The sequence below is a fragment of the Mesorhizobium sp. ESP6-5 genome (genome assembly GCF_020164695.1).
Lineage (GTDB): Bacteria > Pseudomonadota > Alphaproteobacteria > Rhizobiales > Rhizobiaceae > Mesorhizobium > Mesorhizobium australicum.
Genome location: NZ_JAIUGR010000001.1, coordinates 304,446 through 323,119 on the forward strand (window position 1 = coordinate 304,446; position 18,674 = coordinate 323,119).

The window sequence follows — 18,674 nt, forward strand, 5'->3', positions numbered from 1 at the left end:
CGCCAGGATGAAGTAACCAAAGGTCTCAGAGAGAGCCGAGCTTGCCCAGGTCCTTGGCCACCAGATAGTAGAAGGTCACGCGGTTCTTGGTGTTGTCGGCGTGCATCGCCTTGCAAGTCTTCTCGATCGCGGCGTCGGCTTTCGCCCCGTCGCTGACGCCGAGCTTCTTGGCCACCCAGCTCTCCTTGACCCGCGCCAATTCCTTCGGATCCGTGCAGGACACCAGCGAGGAATCGCGGTTCCTCAGCGCAATGCCCAGGTGCTTGACGATTTTTTCGACCGCATCGGCGCTTGCCGCGGCGTCATATTTCTTCACATCCGCAAGATAGTCGGCCATCAGAATTCCCCTCGTCGGCGCCACGGATCCGATCGATGAGGGCTGTGGCGCGCTTCGCAACTTGTGCGCTAGGTCGGTAACTCCTCACCGCCCGCAAAGCTTCGGTTGAGACCGCGCCCAAGTCAACCCTTCGCGTCGCAATTTGACACAGGGACAAAGCACCATTGCGGCCTTTCATTTCCGCGCAAGCCCCCCTATATTCGTTTTGTCGGCTTGACCGACTATGGCGATAAATGGGCGATGAAATAAGCCGTTCGGACCCGGGGGCGGTACCCGGCGCCTCCACCAAAAGCCGCTGTTGAGGACAGAGCGGTTTTTGCTGGGGGCGAAATAGGATCGACGAAGGTGTAAAGATCGTACTTTTGCCCGGCATTGTACCACCGTCATCGGGCTAAACTTATAGTTGCCAACGACAACTATGCGGAAGCACGTCTCGCTGCTTAATGCAGTGCGATAGCTTCAAATCAAGCCCTAGGGGTTCGCACTTCTAGGCGGGGTTCGGAGGTACCTGGCAACAGAAACCTCCACTTCTCCCCCTTTCATTTTGCGTGACGCACAACGGTTCCTGCCGTCAAGACTTCGCACGTCCACGGCTGCGAAGCCGCTGCGTTGCGTGCCCTTTCTCCATGGACAAAATGCAAAACAATTCCGATCGATTCTTCGTGCTGACCGGCGGCCCCGGTTCCGGCAAGACCACCTTGATCGAAGCCTTGCGGCAGGCGGGCTTTGCGACATCCGCCGAGGCCGGGCGCGGCATCATCCGCGACCAATCCGCCATTGGTGGAACCGCCCTGCCCTGGAGCGATCGCGCATTGTTCGCCGAACTGATGCTGTCGTGGGAAATGCGCTCGTACCGTGCGGTCCGCGAGCTGGCCGGTCCGGTCTTCTTTGATCGCGGCGTGCCGGACACGATCGGCTATCTCAGGCTCTGCGGCCTGCCGGTGCCGGATCACCTCACCAGTGCCGCCCACGGAATTCCGCTATGCGCGTCGCGTCTTCGTCGCCCCGCCATGGCCGGAGATCTTCACCCAGGACGAAGAACGCAAGCAAACCCTCGACGAGGCCGAGCGCACTTGCCAGTCCGTGGCCGGCGTCTATGCCGCACTCGGCTACGAACTGGTGACCTTGCCGCTGGCCCCAGTCGAAGAGCGTGTACGCTTCCTCCTCGACGCTGCTGGATTGCCGCTGACATCGCGGACATAAAGAGGTCGGACGGGTCCGGCCTTTCCTGTGCGTTGGTGGACCAGGCGATACCTTGTAAACTGAAACCACACCCCATGGAGATCGGAAACATGGCGCTCAAGCGGATGGACAATGTAGGAATCGTCGTCGAAGACCTTGGAGTGACGATCGATTTCTTTCGCGAACTCGGCCTCGAGCTCGAAGGGCGGGCCACGGTAGAAGGAGAATGGGCCGGACGCGTCACCGGACTGGGCCACCAGCATGTCGAGATTGCCATGATGCGCACGCCGGACGGCCACAGCCGGCTGGAGCTCTCCCGCTTCCTCGCGCCGCCTGTCGTCGCGGATCACCGGACCGCCCCGGTCAACGCCCTGGGCTACCTCCGCGTCATGTTCACCGTGGACGACATCGACGACACGCTTGAAAGGCTCCGCACGCGCGGCGCGCAACTCGTAGGCGAAGTGGTCGAGTACAAGGACGTGTACCGGCTCTGCTACATCCGTGGGCCTGAAGGGCTTCTCATCGGGCTCGCCCAGGAACTCAGCTGAGCGTCAGCAGCCAGAGCGCGGTCTTCAACCCGGGGGCAAACGCCGGCTTCAACACAAAAAAGGCCGGGATCGACCCGGCCTCCCCTGGTTTATTGGAAAAGGTGCTTACTCCGCCGGCGCTTCGACCGCTTCGCGCGAACGGCCAAGCGTGACTTTCGCCAGTGCGAACGAGATCACCGCGCAGAGCGTGATGCCGGCGACCATCGGCAGCGGCGTGCCGTCGAAGAACACACCGGCGACGCCCATGGCGAGCGCGCCGATGGCGAAGTGCAGCGTGCCCATCAGCGCCGACGCCGTGCCGGCGATCTCGCCATGCTCTTCCATGGCCAGCACCGATGTGGTCGGGATGACCAAGCCGAGGAAGCCGTAGCCGACGAACAGCAGGGCCGTCATCACGTCAAGCCGATCGACGCCCGTCACCATGATCGCGAACAGCACAACCATCGTCGTCGCGTAGCCGGTCACCGCCACCCACACCACGCGCTTCAGTCCGAACCGTTCGGAAAGCAGGCCCGTCAACTGCGACATGCCGATGAAGGCAACCGCGTTGATCGAGAAGAAGACGCTGTAGACCGAAGGCGACAGCCCGTAATGGTCGATCAGGATGAAGGACGAACTCGACAGATAGACGAAGAAGCTCGCAATGCCGAAGCCGGCGATCGCCACCAGGCCGAGGAAATTACGGTCGCCCATCAGGAAGCGGTAGCCGGCAAGGGCGGTACCGAAGGAGGACCCGACGCGTTCTTCCGCCGGCCGTGTCTCCTTGAGCGAGGTCGCGAGCAGGATGGTGGCAAGCACCGCCGCGCCGGTCACGGTCCAGAACACGGCGCGCCAGCCGAAATTCTCAATGATCTGGCTGCCGGTCAGCGGCGCCAGGATCGGCGACACCGAAAACACCAGCATCAGCAGCGACATCAGCTTGGCGGCCTCGTTGCCGGTGTGCAGGTCGCGCACGATGGCACGCGGAATGGCCATTCCGGCGCTGGCGCCAAGCCCCTGCAGGAAGCGGAAGGCGATCAGCCACTCGATGGTCGGCGCCATTGCCGAGCCGATGCCGCCGGCCATGAACAGCGCCAGGCCGCCATAGAGCGGCAGCTTGCGGCCGACCATGTCTGAGATCGGCCCGACGACGATCTGGCCGAAGCCCATCGACAGGAAGAAGATCAAAAGGCTCATCTGCACGGCGGCGGTGCCAGCATGCAGATCGGTGCCGATCGACGGCAAAGCGGGCAGATACATGTCGATGGCGAACGGGCCGATGGCGGACAACAGGCCGAGCACGACCGCGATGCGGAGGAATTTGGGGCTCATGATATTGGCTTCTTTCGAATCTGGTTGCCGCCGCCAGGCGACGTCTGACCCTAGGACGTTCCATCCCGTGGGTTTCCTACTCTTGGAGCAAATTTATTCGTCTCCGGAGCGAAATCCCCTTATATCGTGTCCACAAATTTAGACAGTCTTGTCTAAATCGTCAATCACCTCTATATAGATTTTCATGAGACCGGGCGTTTCTCCTGACACTTTCCCGCCACGCGGCCACGAGGCCAAGCGCCTGTCGATCGTCGACGCCGCTGCCGGCGTGTTCTGCCGCGAAGGCTTCTCCGGCGCCAATATCGACCTGATCGCGGTTGAGGCCGGCGTGTCGCGCCAGACGGTCTACAACCACCATGGCGACAAGGAAAAACTGTTCATCGCGGTGGTGCGCGACCTGACCGAGCGCTGCAACGCCGGCATTTTCGCCACCATCGCCACCTTCCCCGATCAGCCTGGGGATCTTGAGGCCGACCTGATCGGTTTTGCCGTGCGCCTGAACCAGAACTGCATCTGCAACCGCGACGGAAAATTCCTGCGCAAGCTGATCCAGACCGAGGGCGAGCGCTATCCCGAGCTCTTTGCCGAATGGCGCGAACAGGGACCCGGCAGGACATGGCCGGCGATCGCCGCCCGCTTCGCCCGCCTTGCCTATGGCGGCTATCTCGCGATCGACGATCCCGACGTCGCGGCGCGCCAGTTCCTCGGCCTCGTCAATGCCGAATTGCAGACCACCTTCATGCTTGGCGGCACGCCGGGCGAGGACGAGGTGGTGCAATCGGCGACAAACGGCGTGCGCACCTTCCTGCGCGCTTTCGGCAAGCGCCCTTCCCCGACCAGCGTCAAAAGACACGCTGCGCTGGCTAACGCATAACATTTGGCGTTGCCGCCAAGCCGCCTTGCCGATCAAATCGTTTGCAATAGTCCTGGCTTCGGCGCGGCGGCGGTCTATATCAGGTTTACGCCGCGCCCAAGCTTGATTACAGCTATGCGGACGATTCAACGGAACCCGACCACCTCATGGCCGACGACCACATCCGCTACGACATTCTGGCCCAGGAGGCGTTGCGCGGCGTCATGCGCAAGGTCCTGGCAGAGGTCGCGCGCACCGGCCTCCCCGGCAACCATCATTTCTTCATCACCTTCCTGACCGGCGCGCCGGGCGTGCGCGTCTCGTCGCGGCTGCGCGAGCGCTATCCCGAGCAGATGACCATCGTCATCCAGTTCCAGTATTGGGACCTGAAGGTGACCGACACCGGTTTCGAGGTCGGTCTCTCCTTCTCCGACGTGCCGGAAAAACTGGAAATCCCGTTCTCGGCCGTGCGCGGCTTCTACGACCCCTCCGTCAATTTCGAGCTCGAATTCGACGTCAAGACCGATGCGCAGCCCGACGAGGAACCGGCAGCACCGGCGCCTGAGCCGCTGACCATCGTGTCAGAGAAGAAGCCGAAGGCCGAGAAGAAGGCCGCCGCCGAGGCGGAGAAGAAGGCAACCGCCGCGGATGCCGGCACCAAGGGCGCCGAAGTGGTCTCGCTCGACGCCTTCCGCAAGAAATAGGCTCGCGGTCCGTGGCCGACATCGTCAATCTCCGCCAGGCTCGCAAGCAGAAGGCGCGGGACGACAAGGCACAAACGGCCAGCCGCAATCGCGCCTTGCACGGTCGCACCAAGGCCGAAAAGGAACGCGACCGCCTGATCGCCGACAAGAGCGAAAGGTTTGTCGCGGGCCATCATCGCGAAAAAAAGCCCACCCTGCCTGACGATCAATGAGCGCCGTCGAAAAACGCTCGGTGACCATTCGCGGCCATCGCACCAGCTATTCCCTCGAAAAGCCCTTCTATGACGATCTCGTCGCCATCGCGGCGACCAGGAAGCTGACGCTCGCCGCCCTTGTCGCCGAAATCGACGAGACCCGGCCCCGTGACACCAACCTGTCCTCGGCGCTCAGGCTGCATGTCCTGGAGTGGGCGAAGCGCGCGACGAGCGCCTGAACTTACGCACCCTCGACCGGATCCGCCTTTTTCCCGCGCCCGAAGCCGAGCAAGGTGGAGCGCTCACGCTCCTCGGCCTGCTTGCGCGAGCGCACGCGCATCAGATCCTTCCAGCCGACATAGCCGACCAACCTTCCATCCTCACGCGCCACGACCGGCAGATGCGAGACATTGGCGGTCAGCAATTTGTCCGACAAGCCTTCCAGATATTCGTCGGGATGGGCCAGCGTCACCTTGCTTCCAGCCAGCAGCTCGCCGAGTGTCGTCGTCCGGTGCTTGCCGGCACGGCGCCAGCGCAGGATCGCCGGCGGATCGATGAGGCCAAGCACCTGCCTGTTTTCATCGACCACGGGAAAACTCGGATGCCGGGTTTCCGGCGCGGTCAGGAAGGCGGCCGCACCATGCAGCGTCATCGTTGCCGGCACGCTCTCGACCTGCGCCGTCATCACCTCGCGCACCCTGGTCAGCGCGAAGGGGTCGACGCGATATTCGCGAACCAGATGGTGCCCCCGCCTGGCGATCTTCTCGGTCAGGATCGAACGCTTCATCAGCAGCACGGTGACCGCGTGCGCCGCGGCACAAGCCGCGATCAGCGGCACCAGCACATGCGTGTTGCCGGTCAGCTCGACGGCGAAGAAAGTGGCTGTCAGCGGCGCGCGCATCGTGCCGCCCATGGTGGCGGCCATCGCCAGCAGTGCCCAGAAGCCCGGGTCCGCCGCCGGCAGGATGCCGGCAAGCACCGCCCCCATCGCGCCCCCCATGATCAACAGCGGCGCCAGCACGCCGCCCGAAGTCCCCGAGCCGAGCGCAACCGACCAAATGATGGCCTTGACCACCAGCAGCAGCAACGCCGCGGTGGCGATCGTGCGGCCGCCCAGCATGTCGGCGATGTTGTCATAGCCGACGCCGAGCGCCCGTGGGTCGATCAAGCCGCCTATGCCGACCACCAGGCCGCCGAGCATCGGCCACCACATCCAGTGGATCGGCAGCTTCTGGAAGCCGTCCTCGCAGGCATAGACCATCTGCGTCAGCAGCCCGGACAACAGGCCGGCGCAGATGCCGACCAGCACCCAGCCGCCAAGGCCGACGAAGGAGATAGCCATGTTGCCCGCGAACGGAAAGATCGGCCCTGGCATGTGCAGCATGGTGCGCTCCACCTCGGCCACGATGGCCGCCACCGCGACGGGGATGAAGCTGCGTGGCGTCCATTCGAACAGCAGCAATTCGACCGCCAGCATGATGGCTGCGATCGGCGTGCCGAACACGGTGGTCATGCCGGCCGCCGCTCCCGCCACCAGCAATGTCTTGCGCTCGTTGTCCGAGACCGGCAGCATCTGCGCGATCAACGAGCCGATGGCGCCGCCAGTCATGATGATCGGACCCTCGGCGCCGAACGGCCCGCCGGAGCCGATCGAGATCGCCGACGACAGCGGTTTCAGGATCGCCACCTTGGCATCGAGCTTGGAGCGCCCAAGCAGGATCGCCTCGATGGCCTCGGGAATGCCGTGGCCGCGGATCTTCTCGCTGCCGTAGCGCGCCATCAGGCCGATGATGAGCGCGCCGATGACCGGAACGATGACGGCGGCAAGCCCGAGCGGCGTATCCTGCAGCTTCAGCTCGGCAAGCGAGAATTGGCCGAAATAGGCGATGTTGGTGGCGAGCCGGATCAGCTTCAGAAGCGCGATGCCGGCAAACAGCCCGGCGGTCGCCACCACCACCGCTATCGCGGCGACGAGCAGCACTCGGGCATCCGTGGTGAAATCCCGGAGATGATCGGGATTGGAGTTATGGGTCTTCATGGTGGCTTTGCTTCCTGGCGGCGGCCGTGTCTGGAGTTCTGCGGCACGGTCGAAGTGGCCAGCCGGTTGTCGGCCGGGTATGTATCGTAACACGATATATCTGTTCAAGCGGCTTTCGCTCGAAATTTCGTTTGAGCTTTCACCGGAAAACGAAGACATCTCCGACATGACGCAGCCCAAGACACCACGCCCCGCCATCAGGCAATCCGACTACCAGCGGCTATCCGAGTTCCGCTACCTCATCCGCCGCTTCCTCGAATTCAGCCAGGTGCAGGCCGAGGACGCCGGCCTGACCCCGCGCCAGCACCAGGCGCTGCTGGCGATCAAGGGATATCCCGGCGGCGGGCCGGTGACGGTCGGCGACCTGGCGGAACGCCTGCGCATCCGTCACCACAGCGCCGTCGAACTGGTCAACCGTCTCGGCGAGGCAGGACTGGTCGCACGCGACCAGGACAAGGACGACCACCGCCGCGTGCTGCTGCGGCTGACCGAACGCGCCGACGATTGCCTGGCCGAACTGTCGGCCGCGCATCTCGACGAGCTCTCGCGCATCGAACCCATGCTGCGGCGCCTGCTCGACCGGAGCCAGGACTGACGTCCAGCATCGGGCCGATACCGAACTATTTTTTTCACCGGACTATTTTTCCGGAATCCGAATCCTTTGGCCTGGCCGCGGCGTCTTGGACAGGCGACAGCCAAGGGAGCCAATGCGATGAAACGCCATTTGATACGCTACAAGACGAAGCCGGACCGGGCCGACGAGAACGAGCGCCTCGTCAAGGCAGTGTTCGAGGAACTGCGCGGCAAATCGCCGGAAGGCGTTCGCTACATGACCTGGCGCTCCGGCAATGGCACTTTCGTCCATCTCGTCGAGACCGAAACCGACGGGCATGCCGACCTCATCACAGGGCTTGCCGCCTTCCAGGCTTTTCAGAGTGGCATCAGGGATCGCTGCGTCGACCCTCCGCATCGTGACGTGATGACAGTGGTGGGCCATTATCGGATGCTGGACGAGTAGCCTGAATAGAACCATGTCAAGAACGGCCGGTGCATGAACAATCCAGGCGAGATCCCAGAGCCTTTCGACCGCTTGTTCGGCGAATTGCGCCCCAAACTGCATCGCTACTGCGCCCGGATGACAGGCTCGGTCATCGATGGCGAGGACGTCGTGCAGGAGGCGCTGGCCAAGGCATTCGAGGCCTTGGCCGGCACCGTCCCGATCGCCAATCCCGAAGGCTGGCTGTTTCGCATCGCCCACAATGCGGCGCTCGACTTTTTGCGCCGCCGCGCCCGTGAGAAGACTTTCTCCGAGGAGGAGCCGGACATGATCGCCGACCCGGCAAATTCCATCGCCGAGCGGCAGGCTGCGGCAGCCGGATTGCACAGTTTCATGCGCCTTCCCGTCGCGCAGCGAAGCAGCGTCATCATGATGGATGTGCTGGGCTATTCGCTGCGGGAAATCAGCACCATGCTCGACACCAGCATCCCCGCGATCAAGGCAGCGCTGCATCGTGGCCGTGGCCGGCTGCGTGAGCTCGCCGACGAACAGGACGATCGTCCTGTTCCCAGGCTGAGTGCGTCGGAGCGCCTGTTGCTCGACGCCTATGTCGATCGCTTCAACGCCCGCGACTTCGACGCCGTGCGAGACATGCTGGCCGACGAAGTGCGGCTGGAACTGGTGGCCAGGGCAAGGCTCAACGGCCGCAAGGAGGTGGCCACCTATTTCGGCAATTATTCCCGGGTGCGGGACTGGCATTTCCAGCCTGGTTTCGTCGAGGACCGTCCGGCAATCCTCGTGCGCGATCCCAACGACCCGACGGCAGCGCCGGCATACTTCATCCTGCTGGGTTGGCAGGGCGGCAAGCTTGCCGCCATCCGCGATTTCCGCCACGCCAGATACGTCGCCGACGGCGCCGAAACGTTCGTTCTTGAGACGATTGCCCGGCGGGTGACCAACCGGAAAGCCTAGCCCTGCTGCCTACTGCAGTGACTTCAACAGATTGTCGACCGTGAACGGATTGGCTTTCGGCTTGGCTGGAGGCGGATTGTCGTTGGCGGGCACCTGCTCGGCCTTGGGTGCCTGTTGCGCCGCCTTGCGCTCGGCTTCGAGCCTGGCCTTTTCCTGGGAGGCAATGCGCATCGCCTCCTCCGCCTTCTGGCGCTCCTGCTCGGCCTGCGCCTTGGCCGCCTCGTCCGCTGCCTGCTGTTCCGCCGCCGCCTTGGCCTCGGCATCCGCCTTGGCTTTTGCTTCCGCGTCGGCCTTCGCCTTGGCATCCGCGTCGGCCTGGGCCTGAGCGTCGGCCTCCGCTTTCGCCCTGGCGTCGGCCTCTGCCTTCAGGCGCGCCGCTTCCTCTTGTTGGCGCAGCTCCTCCGCGGCCTTGTCGCGGGCATCCTGAAGCGCCGCGTAATAGCGCACTTCGCGTCGCAGCCGCTGTTTCTCCAGCAGCGCGGCCTGCATCGCCTCGACGCGTTGCTGTTCTTTTTCCAGCGCACGCTGGGTCAGGAATTGCGCCAGGGGCTCGCTGTCGAACTGCCGTTTCACGGCACCGAACGGCCCCTCGGCGGTGAAATTCACGGCCGGCTCGGAGCCGACCAGCGCTTCGTCGCCGGGCCGATAGGTGACCGCGCCCTTGGCGGAAACCGTGCCGGCGTTGAGATCCGCCATGATGTCGGCCGACAAGGTCGCCGCCGGGTTTTCAAGGCTGATCGGCGGCGCCCTGAGCGTGCCGCCGGCAATCGTGAAGGCGACCTCGGCATTCCCGGCGGCGAAGCTGCCGTCGGCGGCTATGTCAGGCGCGAAACCAGCCGTCTTGGCGGCGTCGATATCGCGTCCGATCGCATCCGCCTTGGCCAGGAATGCGCCGAACGCGTCAGGATTGACGCCGGCGATCCGCAAGCCCTTCAGCGTCGCCGTGCCGGATCCCGATAGAGCGGCAATCATCGCGTCGACGGATTTGCCGCTGGTCGACAGCGTCGTCGAGAAATCGCCGCTGCCGCCGATGCCCGCATCCGGCAAGACATCAGCCAGATCGGCACCCGCCAGTTTCATCTGTCCGGTGAAAAGCCCGGTACCGTCATTGTTCTTCAGCTCGAACAGGCCGGAGAGCGCCCCGCCGAGGAATTTGGCCTTGAGATCGGTGACCCGAATGCCTTCCGGGTCGAGCTTGAGCGAGAGTGCCGCGTCATAGGCGGTGGCGAGCGGGCCAACGGTCAGCGAAGCCGTGGTCAGGTCGAGTTCGGCCGTGAACGGCAGGCTGGACTTCTGGCTGAACGGCGCCGACGGCCACGCGCCGGATTTGTCATTCTTGTCGGCCCTATCATTCTTGTCGGCCCTGTCATTCTTGTCGGCCCTGTTATTCTTGTCGGCATTGTCACTCTTGTCGGACCCGTTCTTGTCCACGAGAAAAGCGGAATCGCCAAACAGCGCCACCGCCATCGGATCGAGGTCGAGTTCGTCGAGCGCCAGCGCCCCAGCCAGATGCGGCACGCCGTCCTTGCCGTCGACCCCCTGCTTGACATCGAGGTTGATGTCGCCGGACACAGCCGCCTCGTTGATGGCGCCGCTGAGCCCGGAGAGCACCAGCAGGCCATTGCCGTAATCGGCCTGCGCGGCCAGCGATGTCGACATGCCGGCGCCCATGCCGGGCAGGCCGATGCCCGTCGTCATCAGCCACGGCTCGATGTCGGAGGCGTCGAGGTTGATCTTGCCCTTGGCCGTCGGGCCTTGCGGCGTGTCGGCGACCATCCCCTCGAAGCCGGCTTTGAAGTCATTGCCGGCAAGGCTGAAGCTCGTCGCCAGACCGCCGGAAAGCGTGCCCTTGGCCTGGATGTCGGTGCTTGCTTCACCCAGCATGCCGAGCGGCAGCGCCGGCAGGCCGTAGAGCGCGAGCAAGGCGGTTGCGTCCGGGTTCCTGGCATTGAAAGTCAGTGTCACCGGCGCGTCGGCAAGCCTGTCCACCGCGCCCTTCCCCGACAGCGACGCCGAAAAGGACGAGCCACCGGCCTTGCCTTGCCCGCTCACCGCCAGGCCCGTGGTGCCGTCGCCATTGTCGGCGGCACTGGCCACGAGGTCGACGCGCGCGTCCTGGAACAAGTCGGGATAGGCTGCGGCGCGGTCTGCGAGCCCCTTCAGCACGGCATTGTCCGGATAGTGCCGTGCTGCGACATCGATCAGCGGTTTGAGGTCGACCGCGACCACCGAGGCGTCCAGCTTGCCGGTCGGGCTCGCCGGAAAATCCTTGATGCGGCCGGTGGCGCTGATCGAGGAACCGGCCAGCCCGCCGACAGACAGCCGGTCGATTTCGAGCAGCCCGTCGCGCAGCCTGAGCGCGGTATCGACCGTGTCGGCGGTCAAGCCGCCGGCGCTGACAGGGCCGGCCTTGATCTGGAAATCGAGGTCGCTGTCGGCAAAACGATTGGCTCCCTTGTCGCTGACGAAGATCGAGGCGAAGGCCGCCAGCCCATCGACATCGAGATCGCCGCCCTCGAGCCGCATCAGCACCGATGGCTTTGCGTCTTCGGGCTGGCTGGAATCAATGCGGCCGGAAAACTTCGCCTTGCCGAGGATCAGTTCGAGATCGCTGAAGGATTGATGATTTTGCGAGAGATCGACCTTGGCCTTGAAACCGGCGGCAGGCAGACGGCGGATCGCCTCGTCGACATCCTTCGACAGCCAGGCGGCAAAACCCGAAGGCTGCGCCACGGCCAGCAGCAACGAGCCGGTAAAGCCGAAATGGCCCTGTACGTTGAGCATGACATTGCCATCGGCTTCCAGCTTGGTGCGGCCGGGCAAGGTCGCGGCCAGCGATTTCACCGACCAACCGTCACCGACCGGCTCGGCCGAAAGATGAACATCCCGCACCGTCGTGTCGCCGGCCACCACCGCCGGCAACTTGACCTCGACCGTGCCGGGAATGGTCGGCTTCGGCAGATCGAGCAGCGCCTGTTCCAACCCGGCGATGCGCTGATCCAGCGTCAGGCCCGTACCCGCCTGGGCACCCACCGCCTCGTCGAACTGAACCTGCGCGCCATTCGCCTCGATGGCGAAACTCGGTTTCTGGCCGAAATCGACCGAGGCCTTGCCATCGGCGGTGTAGGGATTGTCGAGCGGACCGGTCTCGAAACGGAATTCGTCGACGCCAAGCTTCTGGTGATCGAGCGAGAACTTGCCGTTAAGCCGGAAGCCCGGATCGGACTTGCCGGTGCTGACTTTCACCGTCTCGCCGTCCGTGCCGCGCAACTCGGCTGAATTCTTGCCCGCGCTATCCTTGTCCGCGCCCGAAATCTTGAACTGGCCGGAATAGACGGCGGCACCGTTGACGATGCCGGCATTGCCGTCGGTCTCGATGACCAGCGGATAGGCGTCGGGATCCGCCTTCACCCGTAACCGCATCTGCCCGGAGGGTTCGGCCTTGCCGGTCGACGCCGCGACCGTGGTCCGCAACCCGTCCAGCCGCAACGTGCCATCCATGCGCCACGGACCGGCCAGCGACTTGGCCGAAATGGTCGAGTTGATCTCCGAAAAGATGTGGGTGCGGCCGCCGGCGGCATGGCGCAGTTCAATCTGCCCTTCCGTCACAGTCAGTTTCTCGATCGAGACCTGGCCGGGGTCGAAGGGCGAGGACGGGCGCATGGCCCAATCGACGGTTCCGTCGGCGGCGATGTCGATGGTCGCCTTCGGCCGCACCAGCCGCATGTCGAAGATCAGCACCTCGCCGCGCAGGAAGGGTGCCAGTTCCGCGTCCATCGAAAACGTCTCGACGGTCATGGCCGGCTGACCGTCGGGGCCACCGGCGACGGCGACTTTGGAAAAGGTCACCGAGGGAAACGGCAGCAGCCTTGCCGTGGCGTCGCCCTGCACGGTTACCTTGCGGCCGAGGATGGCGCTTGCCTCGCGCTCGAACTCGGCGCGGTAGCCAGTCCAGTCGATAAAATGCGGCACCACCAGCGCCGCAAGCAGCACCAGCACGAACAGGCCACCGAAGATCACGAACAGGCGTGCGAGCATCAGCTCCGAACAGGTTGATTGCAATTCCGCCGCACTCTACCCGCATCCGCGTGTCGATAAAGAGGCAATTCATCCCGTGTTGCGTCATGTCGGACGATCTGAAACAAATCCGGGAAAAGCGGAGATTCTCGGATGTCGGGCAAGAACTGGGATCGCGTGCCGATCGATGCGCAGAGTGTCGATGCCCCGCTATCGCAGTCGGCGATTTTCCTTGTCGGCATCGTCGCCGGCGATCAGCCGGCTCTGGCCAGGGTTTGTTCCGTGCTCGGCGAACTCGACGATCTGGTCAAGACTGTCGGATTCCGCGATCTCGGCGGGCGCCTGTCCTGCATCGCCGGCATCGGCCGCGATCTCTGGGACCGGCTCAGCCCCGGCCGGCGGCCGCTGGAACTGAAGCCGTTCGCGCCGATCAAGGGCGCGGTCCATTCGGCGCCAACGACACCGGGCGACCTGCTCTTTCACATCCGCGCCGAGCGGCCCGACATGTGCTTCGAATTCGAGCGTATCCTGCTCGACAGGCTTGGTCCCGGCGTCAGCGTCGTCGACGAAGTGATCGGCTTTCGCTATTTCGACGCCCGCGACCTGCTCGGCTTCGTCGACGGCACCGCCAACCCGGCCGGCCTCGATTTGCCCGCCTCGGCGCTGGTCGGTGACGAGGATGCCGATTTCGCCGGCGGCAGCTATGTCGTGGTCCAGAAATATCTGCACGACATGCAGGCCTGGGCGCGCATTCCCACGCCCGAGCAGGAGGCGATCATCGGCCGCACTAAGATCGACAACATCGAAATCGACGATGACGACGCGCCGCGCAAATCGCACAAGTCGCTGGCCACCGTGGTCGATGCCGACGGCAACGAACACGACATATTGCGTGACAACATGCCGTTCGGCAGGCCCGGGCAGAACGAATTCGGCACCTACTTCATCGGCTACAGCAGATATCTCTGGGTCACGGAGAAAATGCTGCAGCGCATGTATGTCGGCGACCCGCCCGGCGCCTACGACCGGCTGCTCGATGTCTCCACGCCGCACACCGGCACGACCTTCTTCGCCCCGACCCGCCCCATGCTGCAGACGCTTGCGCAGGACGCCCGGGAGCAGCTTTCCGCTGCAGGGTAGAGCGGCGGTTGACGGCCCCTTAGCGTGCGTCGCGTTTCGCCTGCGCCACATTGGCCGCCTTGCGCTGGCGGCCGAGTTCGGCCGGCCGAACAAGATTTGGAACCTTCTGGTTGGCCACGGCCCGCATGCCCTCGTGGGCGGTGCGCGAATTGTGCGTGGGACCGTCCGGAGCTTTCTGCTTCAAGGCCAGCGCCTTGCGCGCATTGTCGACCAGCGAAGTGCGGGCCGCCAGTTGGCGCCGCCGTTCGGCCTCGCCGTTCAGCCGCCGCATCGCCATGGCCAGCACCGCCTCGACCCGAATGGCGGCGCGGTCAAGACGCGCTGTTCGCGATGCCCTTAGCCCGCGTCAGGCAGGATCTTGCCCGGATTCATGATGTTTTGCGGATCGAGCGCCTGCTTGATCGTGCGCATGATGTCGACGCCATGGCCGAGTTCGTGGCGCAGGAACCCGATCTTGCCTTGCCCGATGCCGTGCTCGCCGGTGCAGGTACCCTCCATGGCGATCGCCCGCATGTTGAGCCGTGCCACGAATTTTTCCGACAGCGCGATTTCCTTGGGATCGTTGACATCCATCAGCACCAGCACGTGGAAATTGCCGTCTCCGGCATGGCCGACGATGGGCGCGATAAGTCCCATCTCGGCAATGTCGGCCTCGGTTTCCATGACGCATTCGGCAAAGCGCGAGATCGGTACGCAGACATCGGTCGACAGCCCCTTGGCGCCCGGCCGCAAGGTCAGCGACGCCCAGTAGGCGTCGTGCCTGGCCTTCCACAATTTGGTGCGCTCCTCGGCAACGCTGGTCCACAGGAACGGCCCGCCGCCATTTTCTTCCGCGATCATCCCAAAGGTCTCCGCCTGTTCGGCAACGCCGGCGTCGCTGCCATGAAACTCGACGAACAGGCACGGGCTCTCGGGATAATCGAGCTTGGAATAGGTCTTCATCGCCCGCATCTGCAGCGCGTTGACCAGTTCGATGCGCGCCACCGGAATGCCCATCTGGATCGTCGCGATGACGGCGTTGCAGGCCGCTTCGACGCTCGGGAACGGGCAGACGCCGCCCGAGATCGCCTGCGGAATGCCTTGCAGCTTCAAGGTCAGTGCTGTGATGATGCCAAGCGTGCCCTCGGAGCCGACCAGCAGCCGGGTCAGGTCGTAGCCGGCCGAACTCTTCTTCGCCCGCTTGCCGGTCGTCACCGTCTCGCCGTCGGCCATGACGGCGGTCAGCGACAGCACGTTCTCGCGCATCGTCCCGTAGCGCACCGCATTGGTGCCGGACGCCCGCGTCGCCGCCATGCCGCCGAGCGAGGCATTGGCGCCCGGATCGATTGGGAAGAAGAGGCCGGTATCGCGCAGATGCCGGTTCAGGTCCTCGCGCGTGACGCCCGGCTCCACCGTGCAGTCGAGATCCTGCGGATTGACCGAAAGAATGCGGTTCATCCGCGACGTATCGGCCGAAATGCCTCCACCCGGCGCATTGGTGTGGCCTTCGAGCGACGAGCCGACGCCAAACGCGATCACCGGCACACGGTGTGCGGCACAGGCACGCACGATTTCCTGCACCTCGGCCGTCGTCTCCGGGAAAGCGACGCCGTCGGGCGCCTGCGTCGGAATATAGGTGGTCGTATGCGCGTGCTGCGAGCGGATGGCCTGTCCGGTCTGGAAGCGCTCGCCCAGCCGCTGCTTGAGGATGCCAAGCACCGCCGCGATGCCTTCCTCGTTGCGTTCGACCGGATTGAGGTCGCTCAGAGCCATAAATTCCTCCGCGAATGGACCAGCGCCCACGCTTGTTATGCGAGTATGGATGCCTAAAGCAATTTCAGGAAAAGTGTGAAGCGGTTTTCCATCCGAAATTGCGTCAGAATGTAAAGACACTCACCGGCTACTCTGTCCAGCACCAGAACAAGGAAGTTTCGATGTCCATTCCCGCCCCCTTCGTCTCCAGGCCCATGGACATCGAGAAGGACTGGATCGACTATAACGGCCATCTCAACATGGCCTATTACAACGTGCTGTTCGACCGCTGCTCGGACGAGGCCTTCGAGGCGATGGGCATGGGTCTGGACTATGTGAAAGAGCGGCGGCTCACCATCTACACCGCCGAGGTCCATGTCTGCTACGTCAGGGAGCTGCATCTCGACCACAAGGTCACGGTCTCCTTCCAGCTCATCGACCATGACGAGAAGCGGCTGCGGGCCTATCAGGAAATCCGCCATGTCGACGGCTGGCTCGCCGCCACGTCCGAGACCTTGTCGCTGCATGTCGACATGTCGGGGCCGAAGGTGGCGCCCTTTCCCGCCGATGTACTGGCCAGGATCGAAGCCATGCGCGCCGCCCACTCCGTGCTCCCGATGCCCGAGCGCGCCGGCCGTTCGATCGGCATCAAGCGCAAATAGGGCGAAGCCCAGGCGACCGGGTCTGGCCTCAATGCCACACCCGCGATCCAAAATCGCCGGGTTCCTCAAATCGGCTGGCACGCGTGCTTGAAGCCACCTCGCACCCGCATTAACCTTACCGAGGATTTAACGGGAACAAGCCATTTGAGCCGTTGAACGACTCAGCGGAGCGGTCGAAAACGTCCGCACAGGGTTGTTTTAGCGGGCGGCGCGGCGAAGCCGGTTCGAGGAACGTGCATGAAAACCGACATCAAGGTCGAGGTGGACAGGCTGGCGGCCGATCCGCGCATATCGGACTACGATTTCTGGCGTTCGCTCAAGAATGTCGACAACGAGATCTTTCACATCGCCAACAACAACGAACCGATCCCGTTCGACATGATCCGCTGGCGCAGCATCCTGAAGCGCGCCCGCCTGAAGCGCGGCCACGCTTAGCGCCGTTGCCTGATCGCCGCCAGCGGCGAGCGCGCGATCACCGGCGACGACTGGATGATCGCCGTGTTGGTCATCGCATAGGGGATGATGCGGTCGATCACCCGTTCGAGTTCGGCGACCGAGCCGACATGCGCCAGCGCGATGAAACAGTCCTCTCCGGTCACCCGGTCGCATTGTGCGATCTCCGGCAACTCACGGATGATCTCGGCCACGACTGACAATTGCCCAGGCACCGGCCGGATGCGCAGCCACGCGGACAGTTTCAGGCCAAGCGCCGCCGGGTTGATCCTGACGCAATAGGCCTCAATCACGCCGTTCTCCTGCAGCCGCTTGATGCGCTCCGCCACGCTCGGCGCAGACAGGCCGACGGAACGGGCCAGCTCCGCGGTGCTGATGCGCGCGTCCTCTTCCAGCAGGCGCAGGATCTTCATGTCGGCCGCGTCGATGTCGGCATTTTCGTTTCGAAGGCGTTTCATGGAAAACTCCTTGCTTCCGGGAAAGGAATGATGGGTCAAGCTGGTCATCATCCATATGAATAGGGAGGATCGGCTACGATACTGATCCCATGGATGACCAGAGGCAAGCCCCGCATACCAGCCCTGCCGCTGCCACCCCGGCCTTTGCCGGCCCCGCGCTCGCCGGGCTCGCGACAAGATTGCCGCCTCATATCTGGTTCGCTGTCAGCGCTGTCTTCCACTATCTCGGCCCGGCCTTCGCCGTGCTGCTTTTTGCGCAAGTCGGCGTGCTCGGCATGGCCTGGCTGCGCATAGCCACCGCGGCGCTGGTCTTCGCGCCATTGACCCGCCCATGGCGAACCTTCGCCAGCGCCGATCCTCCGACGCGGCTCCTGCTCGTTGCCTTCGGTGCTTGCCTGGCGGTGATGAACTGTTCGTTCTACCTGGCGCTCGACCGCCTGCCGATCTCGCTGGTTGCGGCGATCGAATTCGTCGGCACCATCGGCGTCGCGCTCGCCGGCCTCAGGACGGCCCGCAACCTGGCCGCTCTTGCCGTCGCCGTGACCGGCACCTTGCTGCTGATCGACGTCAAATGGTCAAGCGACCCGGTCGGGCTGGTCTGGGCGTTCCTCAACGGCGCGCTCTTTGTCGGCTACATCGTGCTTGGCCACCGTGTCGCCCGCGCGGGCGCCGGCGACGGCATCGCCGGCCTGGGTGCGGCCATGGCGGTCGCTTTCGTCGTCGTGCTGCCCGTTGGCTTCACCGACGCCCTGCCCGCCTTTTTGTCGCCGCCGCTGCTCGTCGCTGCCATCGGCGTCGGCATCTGCTCGTCGGTCATTCCATACGTATGCGACCAGCTCGCCATGGCGCGGTTCCCGCGCGCGAGTTTCGCGCTGATGCTGTCGCTGCTGCCGGTCACCGCAACGCTGATCGGCGTCGTCGTGCTGCGCCAGGTACCCGGTCCGTCCGATTGCCTCGGCATCGCGCTGGTCGTGGCCGGCGTTGCGCTTCACAGGCCGGCCTCGGCTGGCTAGCCGGGAAACCCCTTCCTCGCGGTCGGTTGCGGAAAGCCTCCATCGGTTCCCGCCTGCGACGAAC

18 protein-coding genes, 1 other RNA gene and 2 pseudogenes are annotated in these 18,674 nt (G+C 64.2%); 14 read left to right on the plus strand and 7 right to left on the minus strand.

What is annotated here, in order from left to right:
- Positions 1 to 25: 25 nt before the first annotated feature.
- A complete protein-coding gene (locus LB524_RS01480; RefSeq protein ID WP_015317265.1) occupies positions 26 to 337 on the minus strand; it encodes a DUF2853 family protein in 312 nt (103 codons plus the stop codon).
- Positions 338 to 505: 168 nt separating this feature from the next.
- Between LB524_RS01480 and ssrA the strand changes: the two genes are divergently transcribed.
- From ssrA to LB524_RS01495, 3 genes and pseudogenes are all read left to right on the plus strand, one after another.
- Positions 506 to 866: a transfer-messenger RNA gene (ssrA, locus tag LB524_RS01485) on the plus strand.
- 106 nt (positions 867 to 972) lie between these two features.
- A pseudogene (locus LB524_RS01490) lies at positions 973 to 1,540 on the plus strand (AAA family ATPase).
- Positions 1,541 to 1,629: 89 nt separating this feature from the next.
- Positions 1,630 to 2,067, plus strand: coding sequence for a VOC family protein (locus LB524_RS01495; RefSeq protein ID WP_140726196.1), 438 nt, complete (start codon positions 1,630 to 1,632; stop codon positions 2,065 to 2,067).
- Positions 2,068 to 2,172: 105 nt separating this feature from the next.
- Here LB524_RS01495 and LB524_RS01500 read toward each other — a convergent pair whose 3' ends face one another.
- A complete protein-coding gene (locus LB524_RS01500) occupies positions 2,173 to 3,378 on the minus strand; it encodes a multidrug effflux MFS transporter (protein ID WP_224523282.1) in 1,206 nt (401 codons plus the stop codon).
- A 184-nt stretch (positions 3,379 to 3,562) separates the two neighbouring features.
- On the opposite strand from LB524_RS01500, the gene LB524_RS01505 reads away from it, so the two are divergent.
- The 4 genes from LB524_RS01505 (at position 3,563) to LB524_RS01520 (ending at position 5,368) form a co-directional block, all read left to right on the plus strand.
- Complete coding sequence (locus LB524_RS01505; protein WP_224523284.1) at positions 3,563 to 4,252, plus strand: TetR/AcrR family transcriptional regulator; 690 nt, start codon at positions 3,563 to 3,565, stop codon at positions 4,250 to 4,252.
- A 146-nt stretch (positions 4,253 to 4,398) separates the two neighbouring features.
- Entirely contained in the window at positions 4,399 to 4,935 is a 537-nt protein-coding gene (locus LB524_RS01510) for an SspB family protein (protein ID WP_023782673.1), read from the plus strand.
- Positions 4,936 to 4,946: 11 nt separating this feature from the next.
- Positions 4,947 to 5,147, plus strand: coding sequence for a DUF4169 family protein (locus LB524_RS01515; RefSeq protein WP_224523286.1), 201 nt, complete (start codon positions 4,947 to 4,949; stop codon positions 5,145 to 5,147).
- Positions 5,144 to 5,368: a ribbon-helix-helix domain-containing protein gene (locus LB524_RS01520; protein WP_015317259.1), complete on the plus strand. Its 225-nt coding sequence runs from the start codon at positions 5,144 to 5,146 to the stop codon at positions 5,366 to 5,368. The genes LB524_RS01515 and LB524_RS01520 overlap by 4 nt, the downstream gene beginning before the upstream one ends.
- A 2-nt stretch (positions 5,369 to 5,370) precedes the next feature.
- Here LB524_RS01520 and LB524_RS01525 read toward each other — a convergent pair whose 3' ends face one another.
- Positions 5,371 to 7,167, minus strand: a complete 1,797-nt coding sequence (locus LB524_RS01525; protein ID WP_140726185.1) for a chloride channel protein — start codon at positions 7,165 to 7,167, stop codon at positions 5,371 to 5,373.
- A gap of 166 nt (positions 7,168 to 7,333) precedes the next feature.
- Here LB524_RS01525 and LB524_RS01530 point away from each other — a divergent pair, with 166 nt between their 5' ends.
- The 3 genes from LB524_RS01530 to LB524_RS01540 all read left to right on the plus strand — a co-directional run bounded on the left by LB524_RS01530 (position 7,334) and on the right by LB524_RS01540 (position 9,136).
- Entirely contained in the window at positions 7,334 to 7,762 is a 429-nt protein-coding gene (locus LB524_RS01530) for a MarR family winged helix-turn-helix transcriptional regulator (protein ID WP_181166287.1), read from the plus strand.
- 117 nt (positions 7,763 to 7,879) lie between these two features.
- Complete coding sequence (locus tag LB524_RS01535; RefSeq protein ID WP_140660943.1) at positions 7,880 to 8,185, plus strand: hypothetical protein; 306 nt, start codon at positions 7,880 to 7,882, stop codon at positions 8,183 to 8,185.
- Between the two features lie 33 nt (positions 8,186 to 8,218).
- Positions 8,219 to 9,136 carry a sigma-70 family RNA polymerase sigma factor gene (locus tag LB524_RS01540; RefSeq protein WP_140789253.1) on the plus strand — a complete coding sequence of 306 codons (918 nt, stop codon included), beginning with the start codon at positions 8,219 to 8,221 and terminating at the stop codon, positions 9,134 to 9,136.
- A 9-nt stretch (positions 9,137 to 9,145) separates the two neighbouring features.
- On the opposite strand, the gene LB524_RS01545 is transcribed toward LB524_RS01540, so the two are convergent.
- Complete coding sequence (locus tag LB524_RS01545; protein ID WP_224523288.1) at positions 9,146 to 13,174, minus strand: AsmA-like C-terminal region-containing protein; 4,029 nt, start codon at positions 13,172 to 13,174, stop codon at positions 9,146 to 9,148.
- 132 nt (positions 13,175 to 13,306) lie between these two features.
- On the opposite strand from LB524_RS01545, the gene LB524_RS01550 reads away from it, so the two are divergent.
- Positions 13,307 to 14,293, plus strand: a complete 987-nt coding sequence (locus tag LB524_RS01550; RefSeq protein ID WP_140714632.1) for a Dyp-type peroxidase — start codon at positions 13,307 to 13,309, stop codon at positions 14,291 to 14,293.
- A gap of 19 nt (positions 14,294 to 14,312) precedes the next feature.
- Here the strand turns inward: LB524_RS01550 and LB524_RS01555 are convergent.
- Together LB524_RS01555 and LB524_RS01560 are read right to left on the minus strand one after the other, a co-directional pair.
- Positions 14,313 to 14,582 (minus strand): annotated as a pseudogene (locus tag LB524_RS01555) (hypothetical protein); the annotation flags it as partial.
- 47 nt (positions 14,583 to 14,629) lie between these two features.
- On the minus strand, positions 14,630 to 16,045 hold the full coding sequence (locus tag LB524_RS01560; RefSeq protein ID WP_224523289.1) for an FAD-binding oxidoreductase: 1,416 nt from the start codon (positions 16,043 to 16,045) through the stop codon (positions 14,630 to 14,632).
- Between the two features lie 161 nt (positions 16,046 to 16,206).
- On the opposite strand from LB524_RS01560, the gene LB524_RS01565 reads away from it, so the two are divergent.
- Positions 16,207 to 16,686, plus strand: a complete 480-nt coding sequence (locus tag LB524_RS01565) for a thioesterase family protein (RefSeq protein ID WP_141907117.1) — start codon at positions 16,207 to 16,209, stop codon at positions 16,684 to 16,686.
- A gap of 237 nt (positions 16,687 to 16,923) precedes the next feature.
- Positions 16,924 to 17,121 (plus strand): hypothetical protein, encoded by a 198-nt coding sequence (locus LB524_RS01570; protein ID WP_015317249.1) that lies wholly within the window; start codon positions 16,924 to 16,926, stop codon positions 17,119 to 17,121.
- Here the strand turns inward: LB524_RS01570 and LB524_RS01575 are convergent.
- Positions 17,118 to 17,597 (minus strand): Lrp/AsnC family transcriptional regulator, encoded by a 480-nt coding sequence (locus tag LB524_RS01575; protein ID WP_140615683.1) that lies wholly within the window; start codon positions 17,595 to 17,597, stop codon positions 17,118 to 17,120. The genes LB524_RS01570 and LB524_RS01575 overlap by 4 nt on opposite strands.
- Before the next feature lie 89 nt (positions 17,598 to 17,686).
- Here LB524_RS01575 and LB524_RS01580 point away from each other — a divergent pair, with 89 nt between their 5' ends.
- A complete protein-coding gene (locus tag LB524_RS01580; RefSeq protein ID WP_224523290.1) occupies positions 17,687 to 18,610 on the plus strand; it encodes an EamA family transporter in 924 nt (307 codons plus the stop codon).
- Positions 18,611 to 18,674 lie beyond the last annotated feature (64 nt).

What these genes read in the sequence shown, in the direction of transcription:
- LB524_RS01545 (WP_224523288.1), bottom strand. Translation starts at nt 13,174, where the DNA reads ATGCTCGCACGCCTGTTCGTGATCTTCGGTGGCCTGTTCGTGCTGGTG.
- LB524_RS01505 (WP_224523284.1), top strand. Translation starts at nt 3,563, where the DNA reads ATGAGACCGGGCGTTTCTCCTGACACTTTCCCGCCACGCGGCCACGAG.
- LB524_RS01510 (WP_023782673.1), top strand. Translation starts at nt 4,399, where the DNA reads ATGGCCGACGACCACATCCGCTACGACATTCTGGCCCAGGAGGCGTTG.
- LB524_RS01500 (WP_224523282.1), bottom strand. Translation starts at nt 3,378, where the DNA reads ATGAGCCCCAAATTCCTCCGCATCGCGGTCGTGCTCGGCCTGTTGTCC.
- LB524_RS01570 (WP_015317249.1), top strand. Translation starts at nt 16,924, where the DNA reads ATGAAAACCGACATCAAGGTCGAGGTGGACAGGCTGGCGGCCGATCCG.
- LB524_RS01535 (WP_140660943.1), top strand. Translation starts at nt 7,880, where the DNA reads ATGAAACGCCATTTGATACGCTACAAGACGAAGCCGGACCGGGCCGAC.
- LB524_RS01530 (WP_181166287.1), top strand. Translation starts at nt 7,334, where the DNA reads ATGACGCAGCCCAAGACACCACGCCCCGCCATCAGGCAATCCGACTAC.
- LB524_RS01540 (WP_140789253.1), top strand. Translation starts at nt 8,219, where the DNA reads ATGAACAATCCAGGCGAGATCCCAGAGCCTTTCGACCGCTTGTTCGGC.
- LB524_RS01525 (WP_140726185.1), bottom strand. Translation starts at nt 7,167, where the DNA reads ATGAAGACCCATAACTCCAATCCCGATCATCTCCGGGATTTCACCACG.
- LB524_RS01575 (WP_140615683.1), bottom strand. Translation starts at nt 17,597, where the DNA reads ATGAAACGCCTTCGAAACGAAAATGCCGACATCGACGCGGCCGACATG.
- LB524_RS01495 (WP_140726196.1), top strand. Translation starts at nt 1,630, where the DNA reads ATGGCGCTCAAGCGGATGGACAATGTAGGAATCGTCGTCGAAGACCTT.
- LB524_RS01560 (WP_224523289.1), bottom strand. Translation starts at nt 16,045, where the DNA reads ATGGCTCTGAGCGACCTCAATCCGGTCGAACGCAACGAGGAAGGCATC.
- LB524_RS01520 (WP_015317259.1), top strand. Translation starts at nt 5,144, where the DNA reads ATGAGCGCCGTCGAAAAACGCTCGGTGACCATTCGCGGCCATCGCACC.
- LB524_RS01580 (WP_224523290.1), top strand. Translation starts at nt 17,687, where the DNA reads ATGGATGACCAGAGGCAAGCCCCGCATACCAGCCCTGCCGCTGCCACC.
- LB524_RS01565 (WP_141907117.1), top strand. Translation starts at nt 16,207, where the DNA reads ATGTCCATTCCCGCCCCCTTCGTCTCCAGGCCCATGGACATCGAGAAG.
- LB524_RS01550 (WP_140714632.1), top strand. Translation starts at nt 13,307, where the DNA reads ATGTCGGGCAAGAACTGGGATCGCGTGCCGATCGATGCGCAGAGTGTC.
- LB524_RS01480 (WP_015317265.1), bottom strand. Translation starts at nt 337, where the DNA reads ATGGCCGACTATCTTGCGGATGTGAAGAAATATGACGCCGCGGCAAGC.